This is a genomic window from Rhizobium sp. Leaf306, assembly GCF_001423425.1.
In the GTDB taxonomy this organism is placed as follows: Bacteria; Pseudomonadota; Alphaproteobacteria; order Rhizobiales; family Rhizobiaceae; genus Neorhizobium; species Neorhizobium soli.
Map to the genome: position 1 here is coordinate 1,290,119 of NZ_LMNX01000001.1, position 20,163 is coordinate 1,310,281.

General features: G+C 61.8%; 20 protein-coding genes. 8 read left to right on the forward strand and 12 right to left on the reverse strand.

Annotated features, from left to right (window positions below; translation table 11 throughout):
• Positions 1 to 4 precede the first annotated feature (4 nt).
• The 3 genes from ASG19_RS06105 to ASG19_RS06115 form a co-directional block, all read right to left on the reverse strand.
• Positions 5 to 958, reverse strand: a complete 954-nt coding sequence (locus tag ASG19_RS06105) for a sugar ABC transporter permease (protein ID WP_062454957.1) — start codon at positions 956 to 958, stop codon at positions 5 to 7.
• Between the two features lie 170 nt (positions 959 to 1,128).
• The gene (locus ASG19_RS06110) at positions 1,129 to 2,385 is read right to left on the reverse strand and encodes an ABC transporter substrate-binding protein (protein WP_062454219.1); all 1,257 of its coding nucleotides are present in this window, start codon (positions 2,383 to 2,385) and stop codon (positions 1,129 to 1,131) included.
• 18 nt (positions 2,386 to 2,403) lie between these two features.
• Entirely contained in the window at positions 2,404 to 3,327 is a 924-nt protein-coding gene (locus ASG19_RS06115; RefSeq protein WP_062454220.1) for an N-acetylmuramic acid 6-phosphate etherase, read from the reverse strand.
• Positions 3,328 to 3,532: 205 nt separating this feature from the next.
• Between ASG19_RS06115 and ASG19_RS06120 the strand changes: the two genes are divergently transcribed.
• Genes ASG19_RS06120 through nagA form a run of 4 tightly spaced genes read left to right on the forward strand, consistent with a single transcriptional unit; the run spans position 3,533 to position 7,377 of the window.
• Positions 3,533 to 4,426, forward strand: a complete 894-nt coding sequence (locus ASG19_RS06120) for an N-acetylglucosamine kinase (RefSeq protein WP_062454221.1) — start codon at positions 3,533 to 3,535, stop codon at positions 4,424 to 4,426.
• Complete coding sequence (locus ASG19_RS06125; protein WP_062454222.1) at positions 4,423 to 5,187, forward strand: GntR family transcriptional regulator; 765 nt, start codon at positions 4,423 to 4,425, stop codon at positions 5,185 to 5,187. The genes ASG19_RS06120 and ASG19_RS06125 overlap by 4 nt, the downstream gene beginning before the upstream one ends.
• 10 nt (positions 5,188 to 5,197) lie before the next feature.
• Positions 5,198 to 6,226: an SIS domain-containing protein gene (locus ASG19_RS06130; RefSeq protein WP_244476084.1), complete on the forward strand. Its 1,029-nt coding sequence runs from the start codon at positions 5,198 to 5,200 to the stop codon at positions 6,224 to 6,226.
• Positions 6,223 to 7,377: an N-acetylglucosamine-6-phosphate deacetylase gene (nagA, locus tag ASG19_RS06135; RefSeq protein ID WP_062454224.1), complete on the forward strand. Its 1,155-nt coding sequence runs from the start codon at positions 6,223 to 6,225 to the stop codon at positions 7,375 to 7,377. Before ASG19_RS06130 ends, nagA begins: the two co-directional genes overlap by 4 nt.
• A gap of 12 nt (positions 7,378 to 7,389) precedes the next feature.
• Here nagA and ASG19_RS06140 read toward each other — a convergent pair whose 3' ends face one another.
• The 3 genes from ASG19_RS06140 to ASG19_RS06150 all read right to left on the reverse strand — a co-directional run bounded on the left by ASG19_RS06140 (position 7,390) and on the right by ASG19_RS06150 (position 10,037).
• Entirely contained in the window at positions 7,390 to 8,772 is a 1,383-nt protein-coding gene (locus tag ASG19_RS06140) for a sensor histidine kinase (protein ID WP_062454225.1), read from the reverse strand.
• Positions 8,769 to 9,446 (reverse strand): response regulator transcription factor, encoded by a 678-nt coding sequence (locus tag ASG19_RS06145; protein WP_062454226.1) that lies wholly within the window; start codon positions 9,444 to 9,446, stop codon positions 8,769 to 8,771. The genes ASG19_RS06140 and ASG19_RS06145 overlap by 4 nt, the downstream gene beginning before the upstream one ends.
• A gap of 84 nt (positions 9,447 to 9,530) precedes the next feature.
• A complete protein-coding gene (locus tag ASG19_RS06150; protein WP_062454227.1) occupies positions 9,531 to 10,037 on the reverse strand; it encodes a DUF1993 domain-containing protein in 507 nt (168 codons plus the stop codon).
• Positions 10,038 to 10,202: 165 nt separating this feature from the next.
• Between ASG19_RS06150 and ASG19_RS06155 the strand changes: the two genes are divergently transcribed.
• From ASG19_RS06155 to ASG19_RS06170, 4 genes are all read left to right on the forward strand, one after another.
• Positions 10,203 to 11,270, forward strand: a complete 1,068-nt coding sequence (locus tag ASG19_RS06155; protein WP_062454228.1) for an ABC transporter substrate-binding protein — start codon at positions 10,203 to 10,205, stop codon at positions 11,268 to 11,270.
• A 230-nt stretch (positions 11,271 to 11,500) separates the two neighbouring features.
• The gene (locus ASG19_RS06160) at positions 11,501 to 12,445 is read left to right on the forward strand and encodes a tripartite tricarboxylate transporter substrate binding protein (protein WP_062454229.1); all 945 of its coding nucleotides are present in this window, start codon (positions 11,501 to 11,503) and stop codon (positions 12,443 to 12,445) included.
• Positions 12,442 to 12,930 carry a tripartite tricarboxylate transporter TctB family protein gene (locus ASG19_RS06165; RefSeq protein WP_062454230.1) on the forward strand — a complete coding sequence of 163 codons (489 nt, stop codon included), beginning with the start codon at positions 12,442 to 12,444 and terminating at the stop codon, positions 12,928 to 12,930. The genes ASG19_RS06160 and ASG19_RS06165 overlap by 4 nt, the downstream gene beginning before the upstream one ends.
• Positions 12,931 to 12,952: 22 nt before the next feature.
• The gene (locus ASG19_RS06170) at positions 12,953 to 14,470 is read left to right on the forward strand and encodes a tripartite tricarboxylate transporter permease (RefSeq protein ID WP_062454231.1); all 1,518 of its coding nucleotides are present in this window, start codon (positions 12,953 to 12,955) and stop codon (positions 14,468 to 14,470) included.
• A gap of 80 nt (positions 14,471 to 14,550) precedes the next feature.
• On the opposite strand, the gene ASG19_RS06175 is transcribed toward ASG19_RS06170, so the two are convergent.
• Genes ASG19_RS06175 through ASG19_RS06200 form a run of 6 tightly spaced genes read right to left on the reverse strand, consistent with a single transcriptional unit; the run spans position 14,551 to position 19,972 of the window.
• Complete coding sequence (locus ASG19_RS06175) at positions 14,551 to 15,483, reverse strand: glutaminase (protein ID WP_062454232.1); 933 nt, start codon at positions 15,481 to 15,483, stop codon at positions 14,551 to 14,553.
• 3 nt (positions 15,484 to 15,486) lie between these two features.
• Positions 15,487 to 16,173 carry an ABC transporter ATP-binding protein gene (locus tag ASG19_RS06180; protein ID WP_062454233.1) on the reverse strand — a complete coding sequence of 229 codons (687 nt, stop codon included), beginning with the start codon at positions 16,171 to 16,173 and terminating at the stop codon, positions 15,487 to 15,489.
• Positions 16,170 to 16,919 carry an ABC transporter ATP-binding protein gene (locus ASG19_RS06185; protein WP_062454234.1) on the reverse strand — a complete coding sequence of 250 codons (750 nt, stop codon included), beginning with the start codon at positions 16,917 to 16,919 and terminating at the stop codon, positions 16,170 to 16,172. Before ASG19_RS06185 ends, ASG19_RS06180 begins: the two co-directional genes overlap by 4 nt.
• Positions 16,912 to 17,889: a branched-chain amino acid ABC transporter permease gene (locus tag ASG19_RS06190; protein WP_062454235.1), complete on the reverse strand. Its 978-nt coding sequence runs from the start codon at positions 17,887 to 17,889 to the stop codon at positions 16,912 to 16,914. Before ASG19_RS06190 ends, ASG19_RS06185 begins: the two co-directional genes overlap by 8 nt.
• A gap of 13 nt (positions 17,890 to 17,902) precedes the next feature.
• On the reverse strand, positions 17,903 to 18,826 hold the full coding sequence (locus ASG19_RS06195; RefSeq protein WP_062454236.1) for a branched-chain amino acid ABC transporter permease: 924 nt from the start codon (positions 18,824 to 18,826) through the stop codon (positions 17,903 to 17,905).
• 9 nt (positions 18,827 to 18,835) lie between these two features.
• Entirely contained in the window at positions 18,836 to 19,972 is a 1,137-nt protein-coding gene (locus ASG19_RS06200; RefSeq protein WP_062454237.1) for an ABC transporter substrate-binding protein, read from the reverse strand.
• Positions 19,973 to 20,163: the final 191 nt, after the last annotated feature.

A 20,163-nucleotide genomic window follows, 5' to 3' on the forward strand; every position in this document is an offset into this window, starting at 1 on the left:
CCCCCTAGAACTGGTAGCGGCGCATGCGCCGCTGGATGGCGAAAAGATAGAAGGAAACGCCGGCAAGGATGATGACGAACATCACCGCTGCGATCGTTGCCCCCATGGAGCGATCTCCGAGTTGCAGCTGGAAACCGAAGAAGGTGCGGTAGAGAAGCGTGCCGAGAATATCCGTCGACATATCAGGGCCCGCAAGCGCGCCCTGCACCGTGTAGACCAGATCGAAGGCGTTGAAATTTCCGACGAAGGTCAGGATCGAGATGATGCCGATCGCCGGCAGAATGAGCGGCAGCTTGATCTTCCAGAACTGGCTCCAGCCGGTAATGCCGTCGCATTCGGCAGCTTCGACCACCTCTTCGGGGATGCTGAGCAACGCCGCATAGATCAGCATCATGGGTATGCCGACATATTGCCATACCGAAATCAGGGAAACGGCAATCAGCGCCGGCCCGGACTGACCGAGCCAGGGCGCAAACAGCCATTTGGCACCGGCAAGGCTCATCAGCCAGGGCGCAACGCCCCAGATGGGCGAGAGGATGAGCTTCCAGATAAAGCCGACGATGACGAAGGAGAGAAGCGTCGGAAGAAAGATGGCGGTGCGGTAAAAGGCGGCGAAACGCAGTTTCGGCAGCGACAGGAGTGCTGCGAGCGCAATGCCGATCGGGTTCTGCACGCACATGTGGATGGCGAAGAAGATCAGGTTGTTGGTGAGCGCATTCCAGAAATCGCGCGCCCAGCGCACATCACCGAACAGGACCTGGTAGTTTGCAAAGCCGACGAAGGACTGAGCACCATCGACAGTGTTGTAGAACGAAAGCCTGAGCGTCTCGATCAGCGGCAGGATCATGATCGCCGTGTAGACCAGCAGCGCCGGCGCCATGAAGACGACGATATGCCAGCGGAACGGGCGCTTGATCGATACCAGCTGCAGGGCAGATGAAGGGTGGATGTCGCTCATGGCTTTGCCTGTTTTCTTGTGCTTGCGCTGGCGCAGCATGATCACGATACCTCCCCCTTGAAGGGGGAGGTCGCAGCGAAGCTGCAGGTGGGGGTGACACCACACGCACAAGGATCACCCCACCCCGGCCCGTCGGGCCGACCCTCCCCATCAAGGGGAGGGTAAGCTTGTCACTTACCTGGCTTGTACCAGCTGTCGAGGCCCTTCTGGAGCTTTTCGGCGGCAACGGCCGGGGTATCGGTGCCGTTGATGACGTTGGCCGATTCGACCCAGGTCTCGTTTTCGAGGTTCGGGGTGCCGCGCGACAGGATTTGATAGGTCGAGCGGACCGTCGGCTTGTATTTTTCACGCCAGGAAACGAATTCCTGCGCCATCGGATCGGCCATCTTCACCGGCGACGAATTCAGGCTGAAGAAGCCCGGAAGAGAATTGGCGTAGATCTCGGCGAATTCCGGCGAAGCAACCCAGGTAAGGAACTTCTTGGCTTCTTCCGGATGCTTGCTCTTGGTGTTCAAGCCAACGCCGATATCCGGATGGTCGGAGATGTAGCCGGTTTCGCCAGCCTTCAGGACCGGCGGCGGGAACGCGCCCATCTTGAACTGGGCCTGGCTGGTGAACAGCGCGATTTCCCACGAACCGGCTGGGAAGATCGCCGCGCGGCCGAGCGTGAAGAGGTTCTGGCTGTCGGCATAGGTCTGGGCTTCGAAACCGTCGCCGAGATAGGGCTTCCACTTGGCCAGCTCTTCGTAGGGCTTGACCCATTCCGGATCGGTCAGCTTCTGCTTGCCTTCGATCAGCGCCTTGCGGCCTTCCTCGCCCTTCCAGTAGTTCGGGCCGATGTTCTGGTAGCCCATCGTTGCGGCTTCCCAGAGATCCTTGGTTCCCATGGCAAGCGGAATGAACGTGCCGTCGGCCTTGATCTTGTCGAGCGCCGCGTAGAATTCTTCGTTCGTCTTCGGCACCGCGATCTTCAGCTGGTCGAAGGCGTCCTTGTTGTAGATGAAGCCGTGGATGACGGATGCCATCGGCACGCAGAAGGTGGACTTGCCGTCGTCTGTCGACCAAGCGGCCTTGGCGACCGGCGAGAAATTGCTCATGCCCGACAGGCTGGTGAGATCGACGAGCTGCTTCTTGTTGAAGAGTTCGAGCGAGGCATCGAACGGACGGCAGGTGATGATGTCACCGGCAGAGCCTGCATCGAGCTTGGCGTTGAGCGACGCATTGTACTCGGTCGGTGCGGTCGGCGAGAAGTTGAGCTTGATGCCGGGGTTCTTCGCTTCGAAGGCCGGGATCAGCTTTTCTTTCCAGATCGCCAGATCGTCATTGCGCCAGCTCTCGATGTTGAGCGTGACATCGGCCGCAGACGCTGCACCCGCGGACGCGAGCACCGTCGTGGCCAAAAGAATTGTTTTCAACAGGCTGTTCATGCTGTTCTCCCTTATTGGTTAGCGCCTTGCAGCGCGAGTCTCGGTCGTTTCCGTCATCTTCAGTTCCGCAAGTGCTTTCCTCAACACGTGATCGGAACGAATAAGCAACGATTGTGCGGCGTCGACATCAGAGGCGCCTTCAGCCAGGAGCACGGCGATCTTCACCGATCCGTCCGCCACCTGCAGATATCTTACCGCCTCGTCGGCAGTCACGCCTGCGATATCGGCAACCATGCCGGCGGCGCGGGTGCGCAGCTTGGCATTGTCGGCGCGCAGATTGACCATGTGTCCGTCATGCACGTGACCGAGCTTGATCGCAGCCAACGTCGACAGCATGTTGAATGCAAGCTTCTGTGCGGTCCCCGCGCCCATGCGCGTCGACCCCGCCACCAGTTCCGGCGGCGTTTCGAGAAGGACGGCCACATCGGCATGGTCAAAAAGGGGTGCATCGGGATTGTTGGCGAGTGCCACGACCTTTGCGCCACGGGCCCCGGCAATTTCGACGATCTTCAGCACGTAAGGGGTCGAGCCGCTTGCAGACACGGCGAGAACGCAGTCTCCCGCCGCAATGATCGCTGCATCCTGATCGGCCAGGGCGATATCATCCTCCGGCGCGCCCTGCAGGTCAGCCAGAACGGACGTTCCGCCGGCAAGAAGAAGAACGATCTGCTCGCGTGCAATGCCGTAGGTTCCGGGAAGCTCGAGCGCATCGGCCATGGCCATCAGGCCGGAGCTGCCGGCGCCTGCGTACACAAGCTTTCCGCCCATCTTCAGAGCCGAAGCAACCAGCTCCGCTGCATCGGCAAGAGCCGGGACCGCCGCATCGATGCTGGCTGCGGCCTGCTGCTGACCGGCAGCCAGAAGCCGAAGGATTTCGGTCGGGGCGCGCGTATCGAGCCCTTCCGTATTCCCATGCCTGGCTTCGGTGGCTGTTTGGCTCATCCGTTTCTCCCTCAAGCAAAATGATGCCAAAAAAATACCAATTGTCCAGCAGGAAATTAACGAAAGTTACCGACTGAAACATGGCAGCTGGCGTTTAGTACTAATAATCGAGTTAAAATAGCGTCTTAGCCCCGCTCTGTCCGCATCAATAATTTCGCGCTTGGTAAATGGTATTTTTTTGGTATCATTCTTCGTGGAGGTATCCATGGCGGATTACGTGATCGGGATAGATGGCGGCGGGACAAGCTGCCGGGCGGCGCTGGCCGATAGGAACGGCACCCTGCTCGGCCGCGGCAAGAGCGGTGCCTCCAATATCCTGACCGATCCCGACACTGCCCTCAGGCATATTGCTGAAGCCGCAGAGCTGGCGTTCGAAGATGCTGGGCTCACGCCGGATCTTTCATCCGCATCTGCAATCCTGGGTCTTGCCGGCAACAATGTCGGCGGCGCGGTGGGCTATGTGACCGAACGTCTCCCCTTTGCCAGATCGCAGATCGTGTCTGACGGCGTCATCGCCTTGCAGGGCGCGATCGGTGACGAAGACGGTGCGATCGGCATCGTTGGGACCGGGACCGTCTATATCATTCGCAGCCAGGGTCAGTTCAGATCCGTCGCCGGCTGGGGGTTTCAGGTGAGCGATCTCGGCAGCGGTGCAAGGCTGGGACAGCTCGCGCTGCAGGAAACCCTGCTTGCCTTTGACCGGATACGGCCGATGACCCCGCTTTGCGAGGCAATCCTTGCCGAGTTCGACAACAATCCGGAACTGATCGTCGATTTCGCGCGGCTGGCAAAGCCCGGCGACTTCGGTCGTCACACGCCAAAGGTCTTCGACTTTGCGCGGCGTGGCGACGAGACGGCTTTGCGGATCCTCCATACCGGTGCAGCCGGGATCGACGAAGCGCTCGATGCAGTTACCGCGCTATCCGGCGACAAGACCAAGCTCTGCCTGCTGGGCGGTCTCGCACCGCTTTATCCTCCCTATCTTGCCCAGAGGCACAGGCGTCGCCTTTCCGAGCCGCGGGCGGACGCGCTGACCGGCGCCGTCGAACTGGCCGTCAAGGCCTTCGCATCTGGAGCCCGGATGGAGGCGTGCGCATGAGCGAGACGCTGACGGCCATCCTCCCCCTCGACGGCCTGCAGTCCGGCGGCTCCGGCCCGCTTTATCTCAAGCTGCGCCAAAGCCTGGAAGATGCGATCCGGTCCGGCAAGCTCGGTCACGGCGACGCGCTTCCCGCGGAGCGGGATCTCGCCGACTATGCGAGCGTCAGCCGCGTCACGGTGCGCAAGGCCGTCGACGATCTCGTCCGGGACGGGCTTCTGACCCGCCGCCATGGATCCGGGACCTTCGTGGTAAAACCGCTGTCGCGCGTCGAGCAACCCCTGACCAAGCTGACATCGTTTACCGAGGACATGGCACGGCGTGGCCTGGTTTCCCGATCGGAATGGCTGGAGCGCGGATTGTTTCATCCCTCGCCCGAAGAGATGATGATGCTGGGTCTCGCACCCGGCACGATGGTTGCCCGGATCGGACGTTTGCGCTTTGGGAACGACATGCCGCTTGCCATCGAGCGCGCCAGCATATCGGCAGAATTCCTGCCCAACCCGGTATCGCTCCAGCAGTCGCTTTATGCGGAACTTGAAAAGAAGGATGCGCGACCGGTACGCGCCATCCAGCGGATCTCCGCTACCAATCTGAAAAAGATCGACGCCGGCCTGCTTGAAGTGCCCATCGAGGCGGCGGGCCTGTCGATCGAACGCGTTTCCTACCTGGCCTCCGGCCGGGTGGTGGAGCTTACCCGCTCGCTTTACCGGGGCGATGCCTATGATTTCGTGGCCGAGCTTTCGCTTGGCGACAGCTGATCAGACGAGGATGACGATGAAGACCCATATGCGCCAGGAAATCGACGAGATACCGGAGGCGACGGCCCGATTGCTCGACCGTTCGGCGGCAGACATTGCCAAGGCCGGCAAGGCCCTGCGCGACAAGGATCCGGCCTTCCTGGTAACGATCGCGCGCGGCTCCTCCGATCATGCCGCGACGTTCATCAAATATGCGATCGAGCTGACGGCGGGGCGCCCGGTTGCCTCGCTCGGACCGTCGCTTGCCTCGATCTACGGTGCCAATATGCAGCTTGGCGGTGGCGCTGCGATCGCCATCTCCCAGTCCGGCAAGAGCCCGGACATCGTCGCGATGGCGGAGGCTGCGACCCGGTCAGGAGCGGTGACGATTGCGCTGACCAATACGCTCCCGTCGCCGATCACCGAGGCATCGCTGTATGGGGTCGATATCAATGCGGGTCCGGAAATTGCGGTTGCGGCAACCAAGTCTTTCGTCAGCTCGATTGTCGCCGGTCTTGCCCTTCTCGCCGAATGGACCGCCGATGACCGGCTGAAAGCGGCGGTTCGCGCCCTGCCCGGCCATTTCGATGAAGCCATCAAGCTCGACTGGAGCGCGTTTGCGAGCGAACTCGGCGATGCTGATTCGCTCTACATGCTCGGCCGCGGCCCGGCGCTAGCAGTCGCCAGCGAGGCTGCGCTCAAATTCAAGGAAACGTCCAACATGCATGCGGAGGCCTATTCCGCGGCCGAAGTCCTGCATGGTCCGGTGGCGCTGGTCGAAAAGCGCTTTCCGGTACTGACCTTTGCCGCGAGGGACGCGGCGGAAGCGTCCGCGGTGCAGATCGCAGACAATTTCGCGGCCAAGGGCGCGCTCGCCTACGCGACCTCCGACAAGGTCACGGCTGCCCGAAAGCTGCCATTCGTTGCCACCGGCCATCCGCTGACCGACGCGCTGGCGCTGATCGTGCCCTTTTACGGTTTCGTCGAAGCCTGGTCGCGGTCGAAGGGGTTTGATCCCGATCAGCCGGCAGCCCTCAACAAAGTCACCGAAACCCTATGACCGACCTCAAGGCTCTGACTGCAAACCGCATCTTCGACGGCGCCGACTGGCATGAGAATGCCGCGGTCGTGTTTTCGAACGGCCGGATCGATCACATCCAGCCTTCGGCTTCGCTCGCACCTGAGATCGAGAGGATCGACGGTGGCGAGATCATCGCTCCGGGTTTTATCGACCTGCAGGTCAATGGCGGCGGTGGCGTGCTCCTCAACGAAGAGCCGACGGTCGAGGGTATCGCCACGATCTGCGCCGCCCATGCGAAGTTCGGGACGACGGCACTGTTGCCGACCTTGATCACCGACACGCCTGACATTTCCGCCCGGACTGTTGCCGCCGGTATCGATGCGAAGACGCGGGGCATTCGCGGCTTTCTCGGACTGCATCTGGAAGGACCGCATCTGTCCGTTGCCCGCAAGGGAGCGCATGATCCTACGCTCATCCGTCCGATGGAGGATCGCGACCTCGATCTGATGCTCTCCTGCGGACGGGCGCTCGATGTGCTGATGGTGACCATTGCGCCGGAAAGCGTGACCGCCGAACAGGTCACAAAGCTCGCAGACGCCGGCATCATCGTCAGCCTCGGTCACACGGAAGCAAGCTACGATACGGCGGCGGCCTATGCCAAGGCCGGCATTCGCACCGTCACGCATCTCTTCAACGCCATGAGCCCGCTCGGTCACCGCGAACCGGGGCTGGTCGGGGCGGCGCTCGATACCGGAGCGCTTTATGCAGGCCTGATCGCCGATGGCATCCACGTCCATACCGCGGCAATGGGGGCAGCGCTGCGCGCCAAAGCCGGTCCGGGAAAGATATTCCTGGTGACCGATGCCATGTCGACGATCGGCACCGACATGACATCCTTCACGCTCAACGGCCGCGAAATCCTGCGCAAGGATGGCCGGCTGACCCTTGCCGACGGAACACTCGCCGGCGCCGATATCGACATGATCTCGTCGGTTCGATACGTGCACCGCAATCTCGGCCTGTCGCTGGAGGAGGCCTTGCGCATGGCTTCTGCCTATCCCGCCCAGGCCGCTCGCATCGAGGATCGGAAGGGCTTTCTGAAGCCCGGATATGATGCGGATTTCGTCGTGCTTGGCGCGGATCTCTCCATGAAAAGCACCTGGATTTCTGGAGAATGTGCGTACGCTTAAGGGTGGAGGAACCTATCCGGCCAGCGGGAAATCGATCCGGACTTTCAAGCCTGTACCGACTGAGGCATCGTGAAGCGACAGGGCAGCGCCGTGTAGGCGGGCGATCTCTTCGACGATCGGCAGTCCGAGACCGGTGCCGGATGCATCGCCGCGGCCGAGACGTCCGAATCGTTCGAGCACGGTAGCTCGCTTCTCGGGCGGAATACCCGGGCCGTTATCCTCGACCTCGAGCCGGGCCGTCTCGTCACTCCGTTCGATGCGGACGGTGACCTCCGTGCCGGAGCCCCCATGAAGGATCGCGTTGACGATCAGGTTCTTCACCAGTTCGCCGATCAGCAGCGGCTCGACGTTGACCTCAGTTGCGCCCTCTCCTTCGAACCCGAGGTCGATGCCACGATCGGCGGCGCCCGGAACATGATCTCCCGTCAGGCCGCGGACGAGATCGGTGAGATCGAGCTTGCGGAATGCTGCCGAGCGTCCGGCCGCATCAATCTTTGCCATCAGCAGCAGCTGCGCGAGGATATGTTCGGCACCGGCGACCGCTTCATCCGCCTTGCGGACCGCCGTCTTTGCCGTGGCCAGATCGTCCGCCCGGTCCGCAAGTGCGAGCTGTGTGCGCACGATTGCGAGCGGAGTTCGGAGCTGGTGGCTGGCATTGCCGGTAAAGTGGCGCAGGGCATTCAACGCGCCTTCGAGCCGCACCATGAACGAATTGACGGTATCGACCAGGCCCTGAACCTCGTTCGGCACTCTTTCTCCGATCGGATGCAGATCGTCCGGGCTGCGTTCGGCGATCGCTTCGCTGAAGCGATAGAGCGGCCGGAGCGACAGCGTGACGGCGATCCAGACGATCACGGCGGCACCGATGATCATGAAGAGGATTCGCAGCGCCGACCGGATCAGGATGGTGCGCGTCAATTGTTCGCGGGCCATGGTGGTTTCGGCGACCGTGACGACGAAGGGCACAGACCGGATGCCGGTCGAGGCGGATCTGGCGAGCACCGCCACGCGGATGGGCTCGCCGCGGAAGCTGGCGTTCTCGAACGCCACCGCCTGGCCCTCCCGACGCGCGATGGAGGGAAGGTTCTGGTAGCCGGTGATGAAGGTGCCGGGCGGCCCGTCGACGCGGTAGAAGACCCGGTCCTGCGCGGCAGAGGTCAGCATTTCCAGGGCCACATAGGGGATGTCGACCTCGAGCGCTCCGTCTTCCGCGACGATCACGCGCTCGGCGATCGCGAGAGCCGACCCCGCAAGCACGCGATCGGACACTTCATTGGCCGTATCGAGCGCCTCATCCCATGTGTCGAACATGGCGACGCCACCGATCAGCGCCGTCGAGAGAAGCAGCCACGCTAGGAGGCGGCGGCGGAGCGAATAGGCGGCTGTCGGCGTCATTCCGGAGAGGCCATTTTCTCGAGATAATAGCCGATGCCGCGGGCGGTCTTGACGGTCAGGCCGTAGACCGCAAGCCGCTTTCTTAGTCGGCTCACATACTGCTCGATCGCATTGGACGAGAGGTCGTCGTCGAACCCTGTCAGCGACCGAATGATCGCCTCCTTGGACACGACCTTTCCGGCCCGCATGAAGAGGAGTTCGAGAAGGGCCACCTCGCGGGCAGGGATATCGAGCGGCACGCCCTGGCTCGAAAAGGTTCGGGAGGTCAGATCGAAAGTGACGCCGCCATAGGTGATGACAGAGCTTCGCAGGCCCGCTTGACGGCGAAGAAGGACGCGGATGCGCGCCTCGAACTCCGGCACGTCGAACGGTTTCGTCATGTAATCGTCGGCGCCGAGATCGAGGCCTTTGACCCGCTCTTCCGGCGTGCCGCGGGCGGTGAGGATCATCACCGCCGCCCGGTTCTGGCGGGCGCGCATGGCCTTCAGAACATCGAGACCATCCATTTCGGGAAGGTTGAGGTCGAGAATAACCAGATCGTAGCTTTCGGCGGCGACCGTTGCCTCCGCCGACGTTCCGTCGGCCACGAGATCGACCACATAGCCGCTGCCGCGCAAAATCGCGGCAAGGCCCGATGCCAGCGTCTGATTGTCTTCGACAAGAAGGATACGCAAACCGTCATTTCCCCGTTCCGGCTGACTCTTATCGCCGGGACGCGGGGTTGTCACTGGACACAGCAGCGTCTGCCGATAGCTCGCCTAGCTACGGCCGAGATAATCGGTCTTGCCGATGGGTACGCCTTTGTGGCGGAGGATCGCGTAGGCGGCGGTGAGATGGAAATAGAAGTTGGGCAGGGCAAACCCGAGAACGTAGTCGGTGGCTGTGAATTTCATCTCGCCGGACCGGGTCTTCAGCACGACCTCGGCCTCGTCGCGACCGGACATGCTGGCGGGAACGACGGTCTTCAGGAAGGCGACCGTCTTGTCGATGCGGGCATGGAGATCCGCAAACGTGACTTCGTTATCCTCCATCGCGACGTTTTCGAGCTGGCCGACGCGCACCGGGACGAACTTGGCCGTGTCGCTAGCGCGCTGGATCTGACCCGTCAGCGGCAGCATGTCCTCGATCAGGCACGCTTCGAGAAGCTGGCTGTGGGGAATGCCCTTCTCGTCGGCGAAGGCTTCGGCCTTCTTCAGGATCTCGGAGAGATTGGCAAATCCACGGATAAAGGCCGGGACGGAGACGTCGTAGAGGGAAAGCGACATGGTTATGACCTCAAAGGGCTGGTGGGGAAATCGCCATTGACAGGTAATAACGGCGACCGGCAATACAACAGGGGAGCGGTAAACCGCGAGCCCTGCATTCCGGACGCCAGTGATGGATTTCCAACGGCTTGCCGCAAGCGCCCGGGTCGGGCATTCTTGCCCGCAATGAAAAAGCTTCTCCTCTGTCTTTGTCTCATCGCTGCGCCGCATCTGGCCGTCGCGGAAGTGCTGATGTTTCCTGCCCTTTCGGGCAACAAGGATGCGCCTGTCCTTACCGTCTATTCGTCGCTGGACGAGCCTCTTGCCAAGCCGATGATCACAGGCTTCCAGTCGTCCAACCCAGATGTGGCGGTGTCCTACGAGGACATGCTGACGGGAGAGATCTACGACAGGATCGTGCGGGAGACCGACGCGGGCCGCAAGACCGCCGATTTCGCGTTTTCGTCGGCCATGGATCTCCAGGTCAAGCTCGCCAATGACGGTTACGCCCAGGCGAGCGATCTGCCGATGAGCGGGCGATGGCCCGAATGGGCGAACTGGCGCAATACGGTTTACGCGCTGACCTTCGAGCCGGCCGTGTTCGTCTACAACAAGCCGAGTTTCAAGAACGAGGCGCCGCCTGCCACCCGCGCCGAGTTCATCGCGTTTCTGGCGCGCCAAGGTGACCAGGCGCATGGCCGCATCGGCACCTACGATATCGAACGCTCCGGTGTCGGCTTCCTGTTCATGTCGCGCGACCAGGAACAGTTCGGCGACATCTGGTCGGTGGTGCGGGCGATGGGCGAAGCGGGCGTCAAACTCTATTCGACAAGCGGCGCCATCCTCGAGAGGGTGGCGGATGGCCGTTTCCTGATGGGTTACAATATCGTCGGTTCCTACGCCGCCGACTGGGCCTCACGGAACCCGAATGTCGGGATCGTCCTGCCGAAGGACTATACGGTGGTCATGTCGCGTATCGGGCTGGTGCCGCAAGCCGCTCAACGTGCCGATCTCGGAAAGCGCTACCTCGAATTCTTCATGTCGAAGGAGGGCCAGACGATTATGGCCCGCGAACTGCAGATCCCGGCCGTCAGTCCCGAAGTGTCCGGCAACAACACCGCAACGACGATGCGCGAGATGCTGGGTGGCCAATTGAAGCCGGTGCCCGTCAGCCTCGGGCTGATGGTCTATCTCGATCAGGTGAAACGGGCGCGGCTGATCTCGAAATGGAACGAGGTCTTGCGCCAGCAGTGATCAATTCTGGCGATTTTGAGGCATTTACCCTTGTCAAACAGACGCAGTCAGGGAAATGTCAGGTAGATGTCAGCTTGTTATGCTGCCTTAGAACCATTCGAGACCCGTTCGGAGGCGGACTCGATCGGTGACGGGAGGAGATCAACGGACGGCACCAGTCCGCTCAAATCGATCCTACCGTTGCGCCATCAAAGATTTCGTCCAAAAGGACGTCAACGGAGGACATACCCTTGAAACATTTTCTCATCGCATCTTTCCTCGCGGGCGCAGTCGCCTTCCCGGCTGTAGCGGCTGACTATTCGGTCATGGCACCGGCAGCGCCGGGCGGCGGCTGGGACCAGACGGCCCGCACCATGCAGGTCGCCCTGCAGCAGGAGAAGATCTCCAACCGCGTCCAGGTCATGAACGTTCCGGGCGCCGGCGGCACGATCGGCATCGCCCAGTTCGCCAGCCAGCAGAAGGGCAACCCGAACGCTCTGATGGTTGGCGGTTACGTCATGGTCGGCGCAATCCTCACCAACAAGTCGCCGGTAACTCTGAAAGACGTCACACCGATCGCACGCCTGACCGGCGAATACGAAGTGATCGTCGTCCCGACCTCTTCCGACATCAAGACGATGGCGGATCTGGTCACCAAGCTGAAGGCTGATCCGGGTTCCGTATCCTGGGGTGGCGGTTCGGCTGGCGGCACCGACCACATCGGCGCTGGCCTCATTGCAAAGGCTGCCGGCGTAGACCCGACCAAGATCAACTACATCGCGTTTTCCGGTGGCGGCGAAGCGCTTGCCGCGATCCTGGGCAGCCAGGTGACGGCCGGTATCTCGTCCTACGGCGAGTTCGAATCGCAGATCAAGGCCGGCTCGCTGCGCCTGCTGGGGATCTCGTCCGACAAGAAGATCGACGGCATTGATGCCCCGACGCTGAAGGAATCCGGTCTCGACGTCGTGCTGCAGAACTGGCGCATGGTTGCCGCTGCTCCCGGCATTTCCGACGAGCAGAAGAAGACCATCACTGCCGACATCGAGAAGCTGGTAAAGTCCAAGACCTGGCAGGATAACCTGAAGACCAAGGGCTGGATGGACACCTACCTCTCCGGTCCGGCCTTCGATGAGCAGCTCGCCAAGGATATCGCTGCGACGGAAACCATCCTGAAGGACATCGGACTGGTCAAATGAGTTCTGAAAACACGACTACCGAACAGCGCCGCCCTGATTGGGCGGCGCTTGCCATTGCAGCCGTACTCGCGATCGTCGCCGCCGTCATCTTCATCGATGTGTCGCGGCTGACGAGTACGACTGGCTACTCGCCTGTCGGCCCCGCCTCCGTGCCCTACTGGATCGCTTTCGGCCTGATCGGCCTAGCCATCTGGACGGTCTTTGCGGCATTCCGTCGGGATTTCCCCGCGCGCGAACGGCAGGAATTCGGTCCCGTCGCCTGGGTTGTCGCCGGGCTTCTCGCCCAGATGATCCTGATCCGGTTCGTCGGGTTCTCGATTGCGACGGGCCTGCTTTTCGCTTTCGCCGCACGCGGTTTTGGTGCCCGTCGGCTGCATATCAGCATTCCGATCGGCATCGCGATCTGTCTCGCCATCTGGTACCTGTTTGCGGGCGTCCTGCAGCTTTCCCTTCCCGCCGGTCCGCTGGAAAACCTGCTCCTTTAACTTGGAGCCAGAGAGTTAATCCATGAGCACTTTCGAATTCCTTCTTCAGGGTCTGGCCTCTGCCGCAGAGCCGATGAACCTGTTTTACGCGCTCGTCGGCGTAACGCTCGGCACGATGGTCGGCGTGCTGCCCGGCATCGGTCCGGCAACCACCGTCGCGCTGCTTCTGCCCGTTACCTACCAGCTGGATGCAACCGGCTCGCTGATCATGTTTGCCGGCATCTATTACGGCGGCATGTATGGGGGATCGACGACCTCGATTCTTCTCAACACGCCAGGCGAAAGCGCCTCGATCGTGACTGCGCTCGAGGGCAACAAGATGGCCCGCGCAGGACGCGGGGGGCCAGCGCTTGCAACAGCTGCGATCGGTTCCTTCGTGGCCGGCCTGATCGCCACGCTCGCGCTCGCCTTCGTTGCACCCTATATCGTCAAGCTGGCGCTGGTGTTCGGTCCGCGCGAATATTTCGCGCTGATGGTTCTCGCCTTCGTCACAGTCTCGTCGGCTTTCGGAAACTCGACGCTGCGTGGCTTGACATCTCTGTTCATCGGTCTTGCTTTGTCGCTTGTCGGCATCGATCAGCTGACCGGCCAGAACCGCCTCTCCTTCGGCGTACCTGACCTTCTCGACGGCATCGAGGTCACGACCATGGCGGTTGCCATGTTTGCGATCGGCGAGACGCTGTTTATCGCAGCCCAGGGTGCCCAGGCACCCGACAAGGTGGAAGCGATCAAGGGCTCCGTCTGGATGACCGCCCAGGACTGGGCGCGCTCTTGGAAAGCCTGGTTGCGCGGGACCGTCATCGGCTTCCCGATCGGCGCAATGCCGGCCGGTGGTGCAGAAATCGGCACCTTCCTCTCCTATGCGACCGAAAAGCGTCTTTCCAAGCATCCTGAAGAGTTCGGCAATGGTGCGATCGAAGGTGTTGCCGGTCCGGAAGCTGCCAACAACGCATCCGCCGCCGGTACGCTCGTGCCGCTTCTGACGCTCGGTCTTCCGACGTCGGCGACGGCCGCCATCATGCTGGCCGGTTTCCAGCAATATGGCCTGCAGCCGGGCCCGCTGCTTTTTGTCACCAACCCGCAGCTGGTCTGGGGACTGATCGCTTCGCTTCTCATCGCCAACCTGATGCTGCTGGTGTTGAACCTGCCGCTGGTCGGTCTGTGGGTGAAGCTGCTGACGATCCCGAAGCCTTGGCTCTATGCCGGCATTCTCGTGTTTGCGACGCTTGGCACGATTGGCGCAAATCCGTCGGTGTTCGAGCTTGGCATGCTGCTCGTCTTCGGTCTCGTCGCCTACATCATGCGCGTGTTCGATTACCCGATCGCGCCTGTGATCGTCGGCCTGATCCTTGGCCCGCTGGCCGAGCAGCAGTTGCGCCGTGCCTTGTCTATCAGCCAGGGCGACGTGACGGTGCTGTTCACCTCGCCGATCGCCGCAGGCCTGCTGCTCGTGGCAGCGGCTGCCCTGATCGTACCGCTGGTGCTGCGCATGCGCGGACGCGGCAACGTGCTGAACCAGATGGCAGCCAGCGAAGACTGAGGACCTCAGCCTTCCCCCAACGAAACAAGCCCGGTCTTCCGAAAGGAGGCCGGGCTTTCTGTTTTGAAGGGAGTGTTGTGTCAGTGCCCGAACACGGACCAGCCGGTTTCATCCGCCAGCATTTCGAGCGCGAGCGAACCGACCAGCGAATTGCCGTTCTGATTGAGACCTGGAGACCAGACGGCCATTGATGCGCGTCCCGGCGCCACGGCCATGATGCCGCCGCCGACACCACTCTTGCCGGGAAGCCCGACCCGATAAGCGAACTCGCCGGAGCCGTCATAGTGGCCGCAGGTCAGCATGAGGGCATTGATGCGCCGTGCCCGCTGGCTTGAGACCACGGTGTGCCCGGTCATCGGGTTGCGGCCATTGGCGGCGAGGAATAGACCGGCCCGCGCCAGCTGGGTGCAGGTCATGGAGATGGCGCAGTGGTGGAAATAGACGCCGAGCACATGCTCGACCGGATGCGAGAGCTTGTTGAAAGAGCGCATGAAATTGGCAAGCGCAAAATTTCGGTAGCCGGTCGCTTCCTCGGATTTCGCAACCGACGGGTCGATCGCGATCGTTTCGTCATCCGCCAGATATCGGACGAAGCGCAGGATCTCCCCGATCGCCTCGCGCGGCGTATGGCCAGCAAGAACGAGATCGCTGACGGCAATCGCGCCGGCATTGATGAAGGGGTTGCGGGGCTTTCCGGCCTCCTGTTCGAGCTGGACAATGGAGTTGAAGGGAGAGCCCGACGGCTCCCGACCGACCCGGTTCCAGGTGGTTTCGCCATGCTTGCCGAGTGCGAGCGTCAGCGTGAAAACCTTCGACACGCTCTGGATCGAGAAGGGTTCGGCACAATCACCAGCGCTATTGACCTTGCCGTCGACGGTGACGACCGCCATGCCGAACTTGCGTGGATCGACATGGGCAAGCTGGGGAATGTAGTCGGCCACTTTTCCCTCGCCCAGCCGGCTCTGCAGCTTGGCGTGAATCCGGTCGACGATGGCCTGCAGATCGTCCGTCATTGCTCACACTCCGAGATATCGATCCTGCAACCCTGGTGTCAGATCGGCTGGTGCGCCGGTCCAGACGCTTCTGCCATTTTCGAGGATGACGCACCGGTCGGCAACCGGCAAGAGCTCGGACAGCGTCTTGTCGACCAGGAGAATGGACAGGCCCTTCGTCTTCAACTGGCGCAGCGCCTTCCAGATATCCTGGCGGATGACAGGAGCAAGCCCTTCTGTCGCCTCGTCGAGGATCAGCAGGCGCGGATTGGTCATCAGCGCGCGTCCGATCGCCAGCATCTGCTGCTCGCCGCCCGAAAGCGACCTCGCGATCTGCGCATGCCTTTCCTCAAGACGGGGAAACAGGGCATTGATCCCTGCGACGGTCCATTCGCCGGGCCGGGCCGCGGCGACCAGGTTTTCGTGAACGGTGAGGTTCGGGAAACAGCGGCGTCCCTCGGGCACAAGTCCGACGCCCAGCCGCGCCACCTTGTAGGGTGCCAGCTTCCCGGTGTCCTTACCATCGAAGACGATGCGGCCGGTTTTCGGGCTCAAGAGATTGCAGATCGACTTGATGGTCGTGGACTTGCCCATGCCGTTGCGGCCCATCAGCGCCACGACCTCGCCTTCCGCCACCGCAAATTCGACGCCGAACAGCGCCTGGCTGCTGCCGTAGTACGTCGCGATATCCTTGACATCGAGCAGCATCAGGCGTGATCCCCCAGGTAGGCGGTACGGACCGCCGGATCGCGCCTTATATCCTCAACCGTGCCGGTTGCGATGATGCGGCCGTAGACCAGAACCGAAATCCGGTCGGCCAGCGCGAAGACGGCATCCATATCATGTTCCACAAGCAGGATCGGTGCTTCCTGGCGCAGCGTATCGAGAAAGCCTGTAAGCCGTTTCGAACCTTCCGGCCCCATTCCCGCCATCGGCTCGTCGAGAAGCAGAGCCTTCGATTGCAGGGCCAGCGCCATGGCGATCTCCAGCTGGCGGCGCTCGCCGTGGGAAAGCTCGGCCGCCGGCAGGCGTGCCCGGTCGGACAGACCCACGCGCTCGAGGATCGCCATCGCAGGATCGATCAGCGATCTGTCGCGCATGACAGGTCGGAAGAAACCGAAACTCGACCCCTGCCTCGCCTGAACCGCCAGCATGACATTACGCAGCGCTGAAAACTCCGGCGCCAGCGACGACACCTGAAACGTGCGACCGAGCCCCCGTCGGGCGCGAGCGGCAGCACTCAGTGCGCCGATGTCTTCACCCGCGAGGCGGATCGTGCCGCTATCCTGCTTGAGCGTGCCGCAGATCTGGTGAATCAGGGTCGATTTTCCGGCACCGTTTGGACCGATCAGTGCGTGGATTTCGCCCGGCTTCAGGTCGAGCGTGATGCCGTCGGTGGCTCGAAGCGCGCCGAAGCTCTTGACGAGATTGTCTATTTGCAGGACCGGCTCAACCATGTTTCGTCTTCCCGGCAAGAAGGCCCAGCAATCCGCCGCGGGCAAACAGAACCACGCCGAGAAGGATGAGACCGAGGAAGAACTGCCAGCGTTCGGTGAGGCCTCCCAGCGCGAACTCGAACGCCACATAAAGGGCTGCCCCTGCCAGCGGCCCGAACAGCCGGCCGGTGCCGCCGAGAATGATCAGGACGATGAGTTCGCCCGACATGTGCCAGGCGAGCATGGACGGGCTGACGAAGCGGTTGAGATCTGCGTAGAGAGCGCCGGCAAGGGCCGTGATCATGGCCGAGATGACGAAACCTGCGAGCCGGATACGATAGGGGTCTATGCCGAGGGCGGCAACGCGAATCTCGTTCTGGCGGGTGGCAACCAGCGCCGCACCGAACCGCGACGCACGGATCAGCGCGAAAAGGCCGATGCCGGCCAGCAGAACGGCATATGCGACGAAGAAGAAATTGAGCGGGCGCATCGTGTTGGTGCCCGGAAACTGGTTGCGCACCGCGATCGAAAGCCCATCCTCGCCACCGTAAGCCGGCCAGGATATCGCGAAGTAATAGACCATCTGCGCGAAGGCGAGCGTGATCATGATGAAATAGACGCCTGACGTTCGCAGGCTGAGCGCGCCGATGGCGAGCGCCACCAGACCGGCTGCGATGACCGCGACCAGCCAGATGATCGGCATCTGCGCCGTGCCCGAGAGATCGAACAGAAGCGGTTCGCCTGATAGCGCGTGGCTTGCAAGAATGCCGGCCGCATAGCCTCCGATGCCGAAAAAGGCTGCGTGGCCGAACGACACCATGCCGCCGAGGCCGAGCGCAAGATTGAGGCCGAGCGCTGCCAGCGCCAGAATGGCGATCCGGGTCGCAAGGGTTATGTAGAACGGCTGGCCGAGCGCACTCGCGGCCAGGGGCACGGCGAGCAGCAGGACGGCCAGCGTGAGATTGACTGCGTTTTCGCGGGTCAGCACCATCGTTGAACGGCCTTCATGCATGTGCTGGCGGAAACAGGCCGCGAGGTTTTACCGACAGGATCACGGCCATGACCACATAGATCAGCATGGATGCCGCAGCGCCGCCGATCATGCCCGCCTGGGACGGATCCATGAACAGGGTCAGCAGTTGCGGCAAAAGAAGCCGGCCGAGCGTATCGGTGATACCGACAAGCAGCGCGCCAATGAGCGCACCCTTGATCGACCCGATGCCGCCGATGACGATCACCACGAAGGCGAGGATGAGGACCGGTTCGCCCATGCCGACCTGGACAGATTGCAGCGGGCCGACGATTGCGCCGGCAAGCCCGGCCAGAGCCGAGCCCAGTGCAAAGACCAGCGTATAGAGCGTGCGGATATCGACGCCGAGCGCGCCGATCATCTCGCGGTCGCTTTCGCCGGCCCGGATGCGCATGCCGAGCCGGGTCTTGCCGATCAGCAGGTAAAGGCCGAGCGCCACCAAGGCACCGACAGCGATGATCGCCAAGCGGTAGACGGGATAGGTTGCATCCCCCGGCAGAGCGACCGCGCCCTGCAGCAACGGCGGAATATCGAGATAAAGCGGGAAGGAGCCAAACAGCCAGCGGGTGCCTTCGGAAAAGATCAGGATCAGTGCAAACGTCGCCAACACCTGATCGAGATGATCGCGGTCATAGAGCCTGCGGATGACCAGGAGTTCGACGATGGCACCGGCTGCCGCCGCACAGGCAAGGCTGGCGACGAGACCGAGCCAGAACGACCCGGTCAATGCTGCAACGGCCGCGCAGGCGAAGGCGCCGACCATGTAGAGCGAGCCATGGGCGAGATTGATCAGGCCCATGACGCCGAAGATCAGCGTCAGCCCGGCAGACATGAGAAACAACATGACGCCGAGCTGGATACCGTTCAGCAGCTGCTCGAGAGCAAGCGAGATGGTCACATGCTTCCCTTAGATCTTGCAGTCTTTGGCGTAGGCGTCGCCATGATCGGCAAAGATCTTCTCGACCGTCTTGTTGGTCAGAACGCCGTCCTTCTTCACCACTTCCGTCAGGTAGATATCCTGGATCGGATGCTGGTTGGTGTTGAACTTGAACTTCCCACGCGGCGACTTGATATCGGCTTTCAGAAGTTCGGCGCGGAAGGCCTCGGTATCCTTGACATCTGCCTTGGCAGCGGCCGACGCGATCAGCTGGCCGGCATCATAGGCCTGAAGCGCATAGATGGACGGCAGGCGATTGTATTCGGCCTTGAAGTCGGTGACGAATTTGCGGCTGACGTCGGTATCGAAATCCGGAGCCCACTGCCCCGATGCCTTGGCGCCGAGCGCCGCATCGCCGATCGCCGGCAACACATCCTGGCTGAAGGAGAAGCCCGGGCCCATGACCGGGATCTTCACACCCGACTGGGCAAACTGCTTCATGAAGGAAATGCCCATGCCGCCCGGCAGGAAGACGAAGATGCCGTCTGCACCCGATGCCCGCATCTGGGCGATTTCGGCGGCGTAATCGGTCTGGCCAACCTTGGTATAGACCTCGCCCGCCAGCTCGCCCTTGTAATAGCGCTTGAAGCCGGTGAGCGAATCCTTGCCCGCCGGATAGTTCGGCGCCAGGATGAACATCTTCTTGTAGGACTTGTTGGCATATTCGCCGACAGCTTCATGAAGATTGTCGTTCTGATAGGCAGCGTTGAAATACAGTTTGTTGCAGCCGGCACCGGCGAGCGCTGCGGGTGCGGCATTGGTTGAGACGTAGAACTTGTCCTGCGCGACCGCGCCTGGAACGACGGCCATCAAGAGGTTCGACCAGACGATGCCGGTGAGCAGGTCGACATTGTCGCTCTGGATCATCTTGTCGGCGATCTGGACGGCGAGTTCCGGCTTCTGCGCATCATCCTCGGTGACGACGGTGATATCCTTGTTGCCGGACTGCTTGATGGCCAGCATGAAGCCGTCGCGCGTATCGACACCGAGGCCTGCACCGCCGCCGGATAGCGTGGTGATCATGCCGATCTTGAGCGGTTCTGCGATGGCCAGACCGGATGCGCCGAGGCCGAGTGCCATCGTGGCGGCTGCCAGGATTTTCTTCATCGTCATTCTCCCCTTTTTTATCCCCTGCTCCGCCAATCCGTCGATGGCGGTGAAACCGTTACCTTCCACATTCGCCGGCAAACTTCCACCGCGTGCAAGCGCAAAAAGCATCACAAAGCAAACTATGCCAACGAGGCGATGTCTGCGGAGACAAACGCAGGCTTTCCAGCGACACCGGGGGCGGGTTATGA

Excerpts from the sequence above, each read along its gene's own strand:
- ASG19_RS06190 (WP_062454235.1), bottom strand. The coding sequence starts at position 17,889 with ATGGTGCTGACCCGCGAAAACGCAGTCAATCTCACGCTGGCCGTCCTG.
- ASG19_RS06165 (WP_062454230.1), top strand. The coding sequence starts at position 12,442 with ATGAGTTCTGAAAACACGACTACCGAACAGCGCCGCCCTGATTGGGCG.
- nagA (WP_062454224.1), top strand. The coding sequence starts at position 6,223 with ATGACCGACCTCAAGGCTCTGACTGCAAACCGCATCTTCGACGGCGCC.
- ASG19_RS06200 (WP_062454237.1), bottom strand. The coding sequence starts at position 19,972 with ATGAAGAAAATCCTGGCAGCCGCCACGATGGCACTCGGCCTCGGCGCA.
- ASG19_RS06170 (WP_062454231.1), top strand. The coding sequence starts at position 12,953 with ATGAGCACTTTCGAATTCCTTCTTCAGGGTCTGGCCTCTGCCGCAGAG.
- ASG19_RS06185 (WP_062454234.1), bottom strand. The coding sequence starts at position 16,919 with ATGGTTGAGCCGGTCCTGCAAATAGACAATCTCGTCAAGAGCTTCGGC.
- ASG19_RS06150 (WP_062454227.1), bottom strand. The coding sequence starts at position 10,037 with ATGTCGCTTTCCCTCTACGACGTCTCCGTCCCGGCCTTTATCCGTGGA.
- ASG19_RS06115 (WP_062454220.1), bottom strand. The coding sequence starts at position 3,327 with ATGAGCCAAACAGCCACCGAAGCCAGGCATGGGAATACGGAAGGGCTC.
- ASG19_RS06110 (WP_062454219.1), bottom strand. The coding sequence starts at position 2,385 with ATGAACAGCCTGTTGAAAACAATTCTTTTGGCCACGACGGTGCTCGCG.
- ASG19_RS06130 (WP_244476084.1), top strand. The coding sequence starts at position 5,198 with ATGACGATGAAGACCCATATGCGCCAGGAAATCGACGAGATACCGGAG.
- ASG19_RS06105 (WP_062454957.1), bottom strand. The coding sequence starts at position 958 with ATGAGCGACATCCACCCTTCATCTGCCCTGCAGCTGGTATCGATCAAG.
- ASG19_RS06120 (WP_062454221.1), top strand. The coding sequence starts at position 3,533 with ATGGCGGATTACGTGATCGGGATAGATGGCGGCGGGACAAGCTGCCGG.
- ASG19_RS06125 (WP_062454222.1), top strand. The coding sequence starts at position 4,423 with ATGAGCGAGACGCTGACGGCCATCCTCCCCCTCGACGGCCTGCAGTCC.
- ASG19_RS06140 (WP_062454225.1), bottom strand. The coding sequence starts at position 8,772 with ATGACGCCGACAGCCGCCTATTCGCTCCGCCGCCGCCTCCTAGCGTGG.
- ASG19_RS06155 (WP_062454228.1), top strand. The coding sequence starts at position 10,203 with ATGAAAAAGCTTCTCCTCTGTCTTTGTCTCATCGCTGCGCCGCATCTG.
- ASG19_RS06175 (WP_062454232.1), bottom strand. The coding sequence starts at position 15,483 with ATGACGGACGATCTGCAGGCCATCGTCGACCGGATTCACGCCAAGCTG.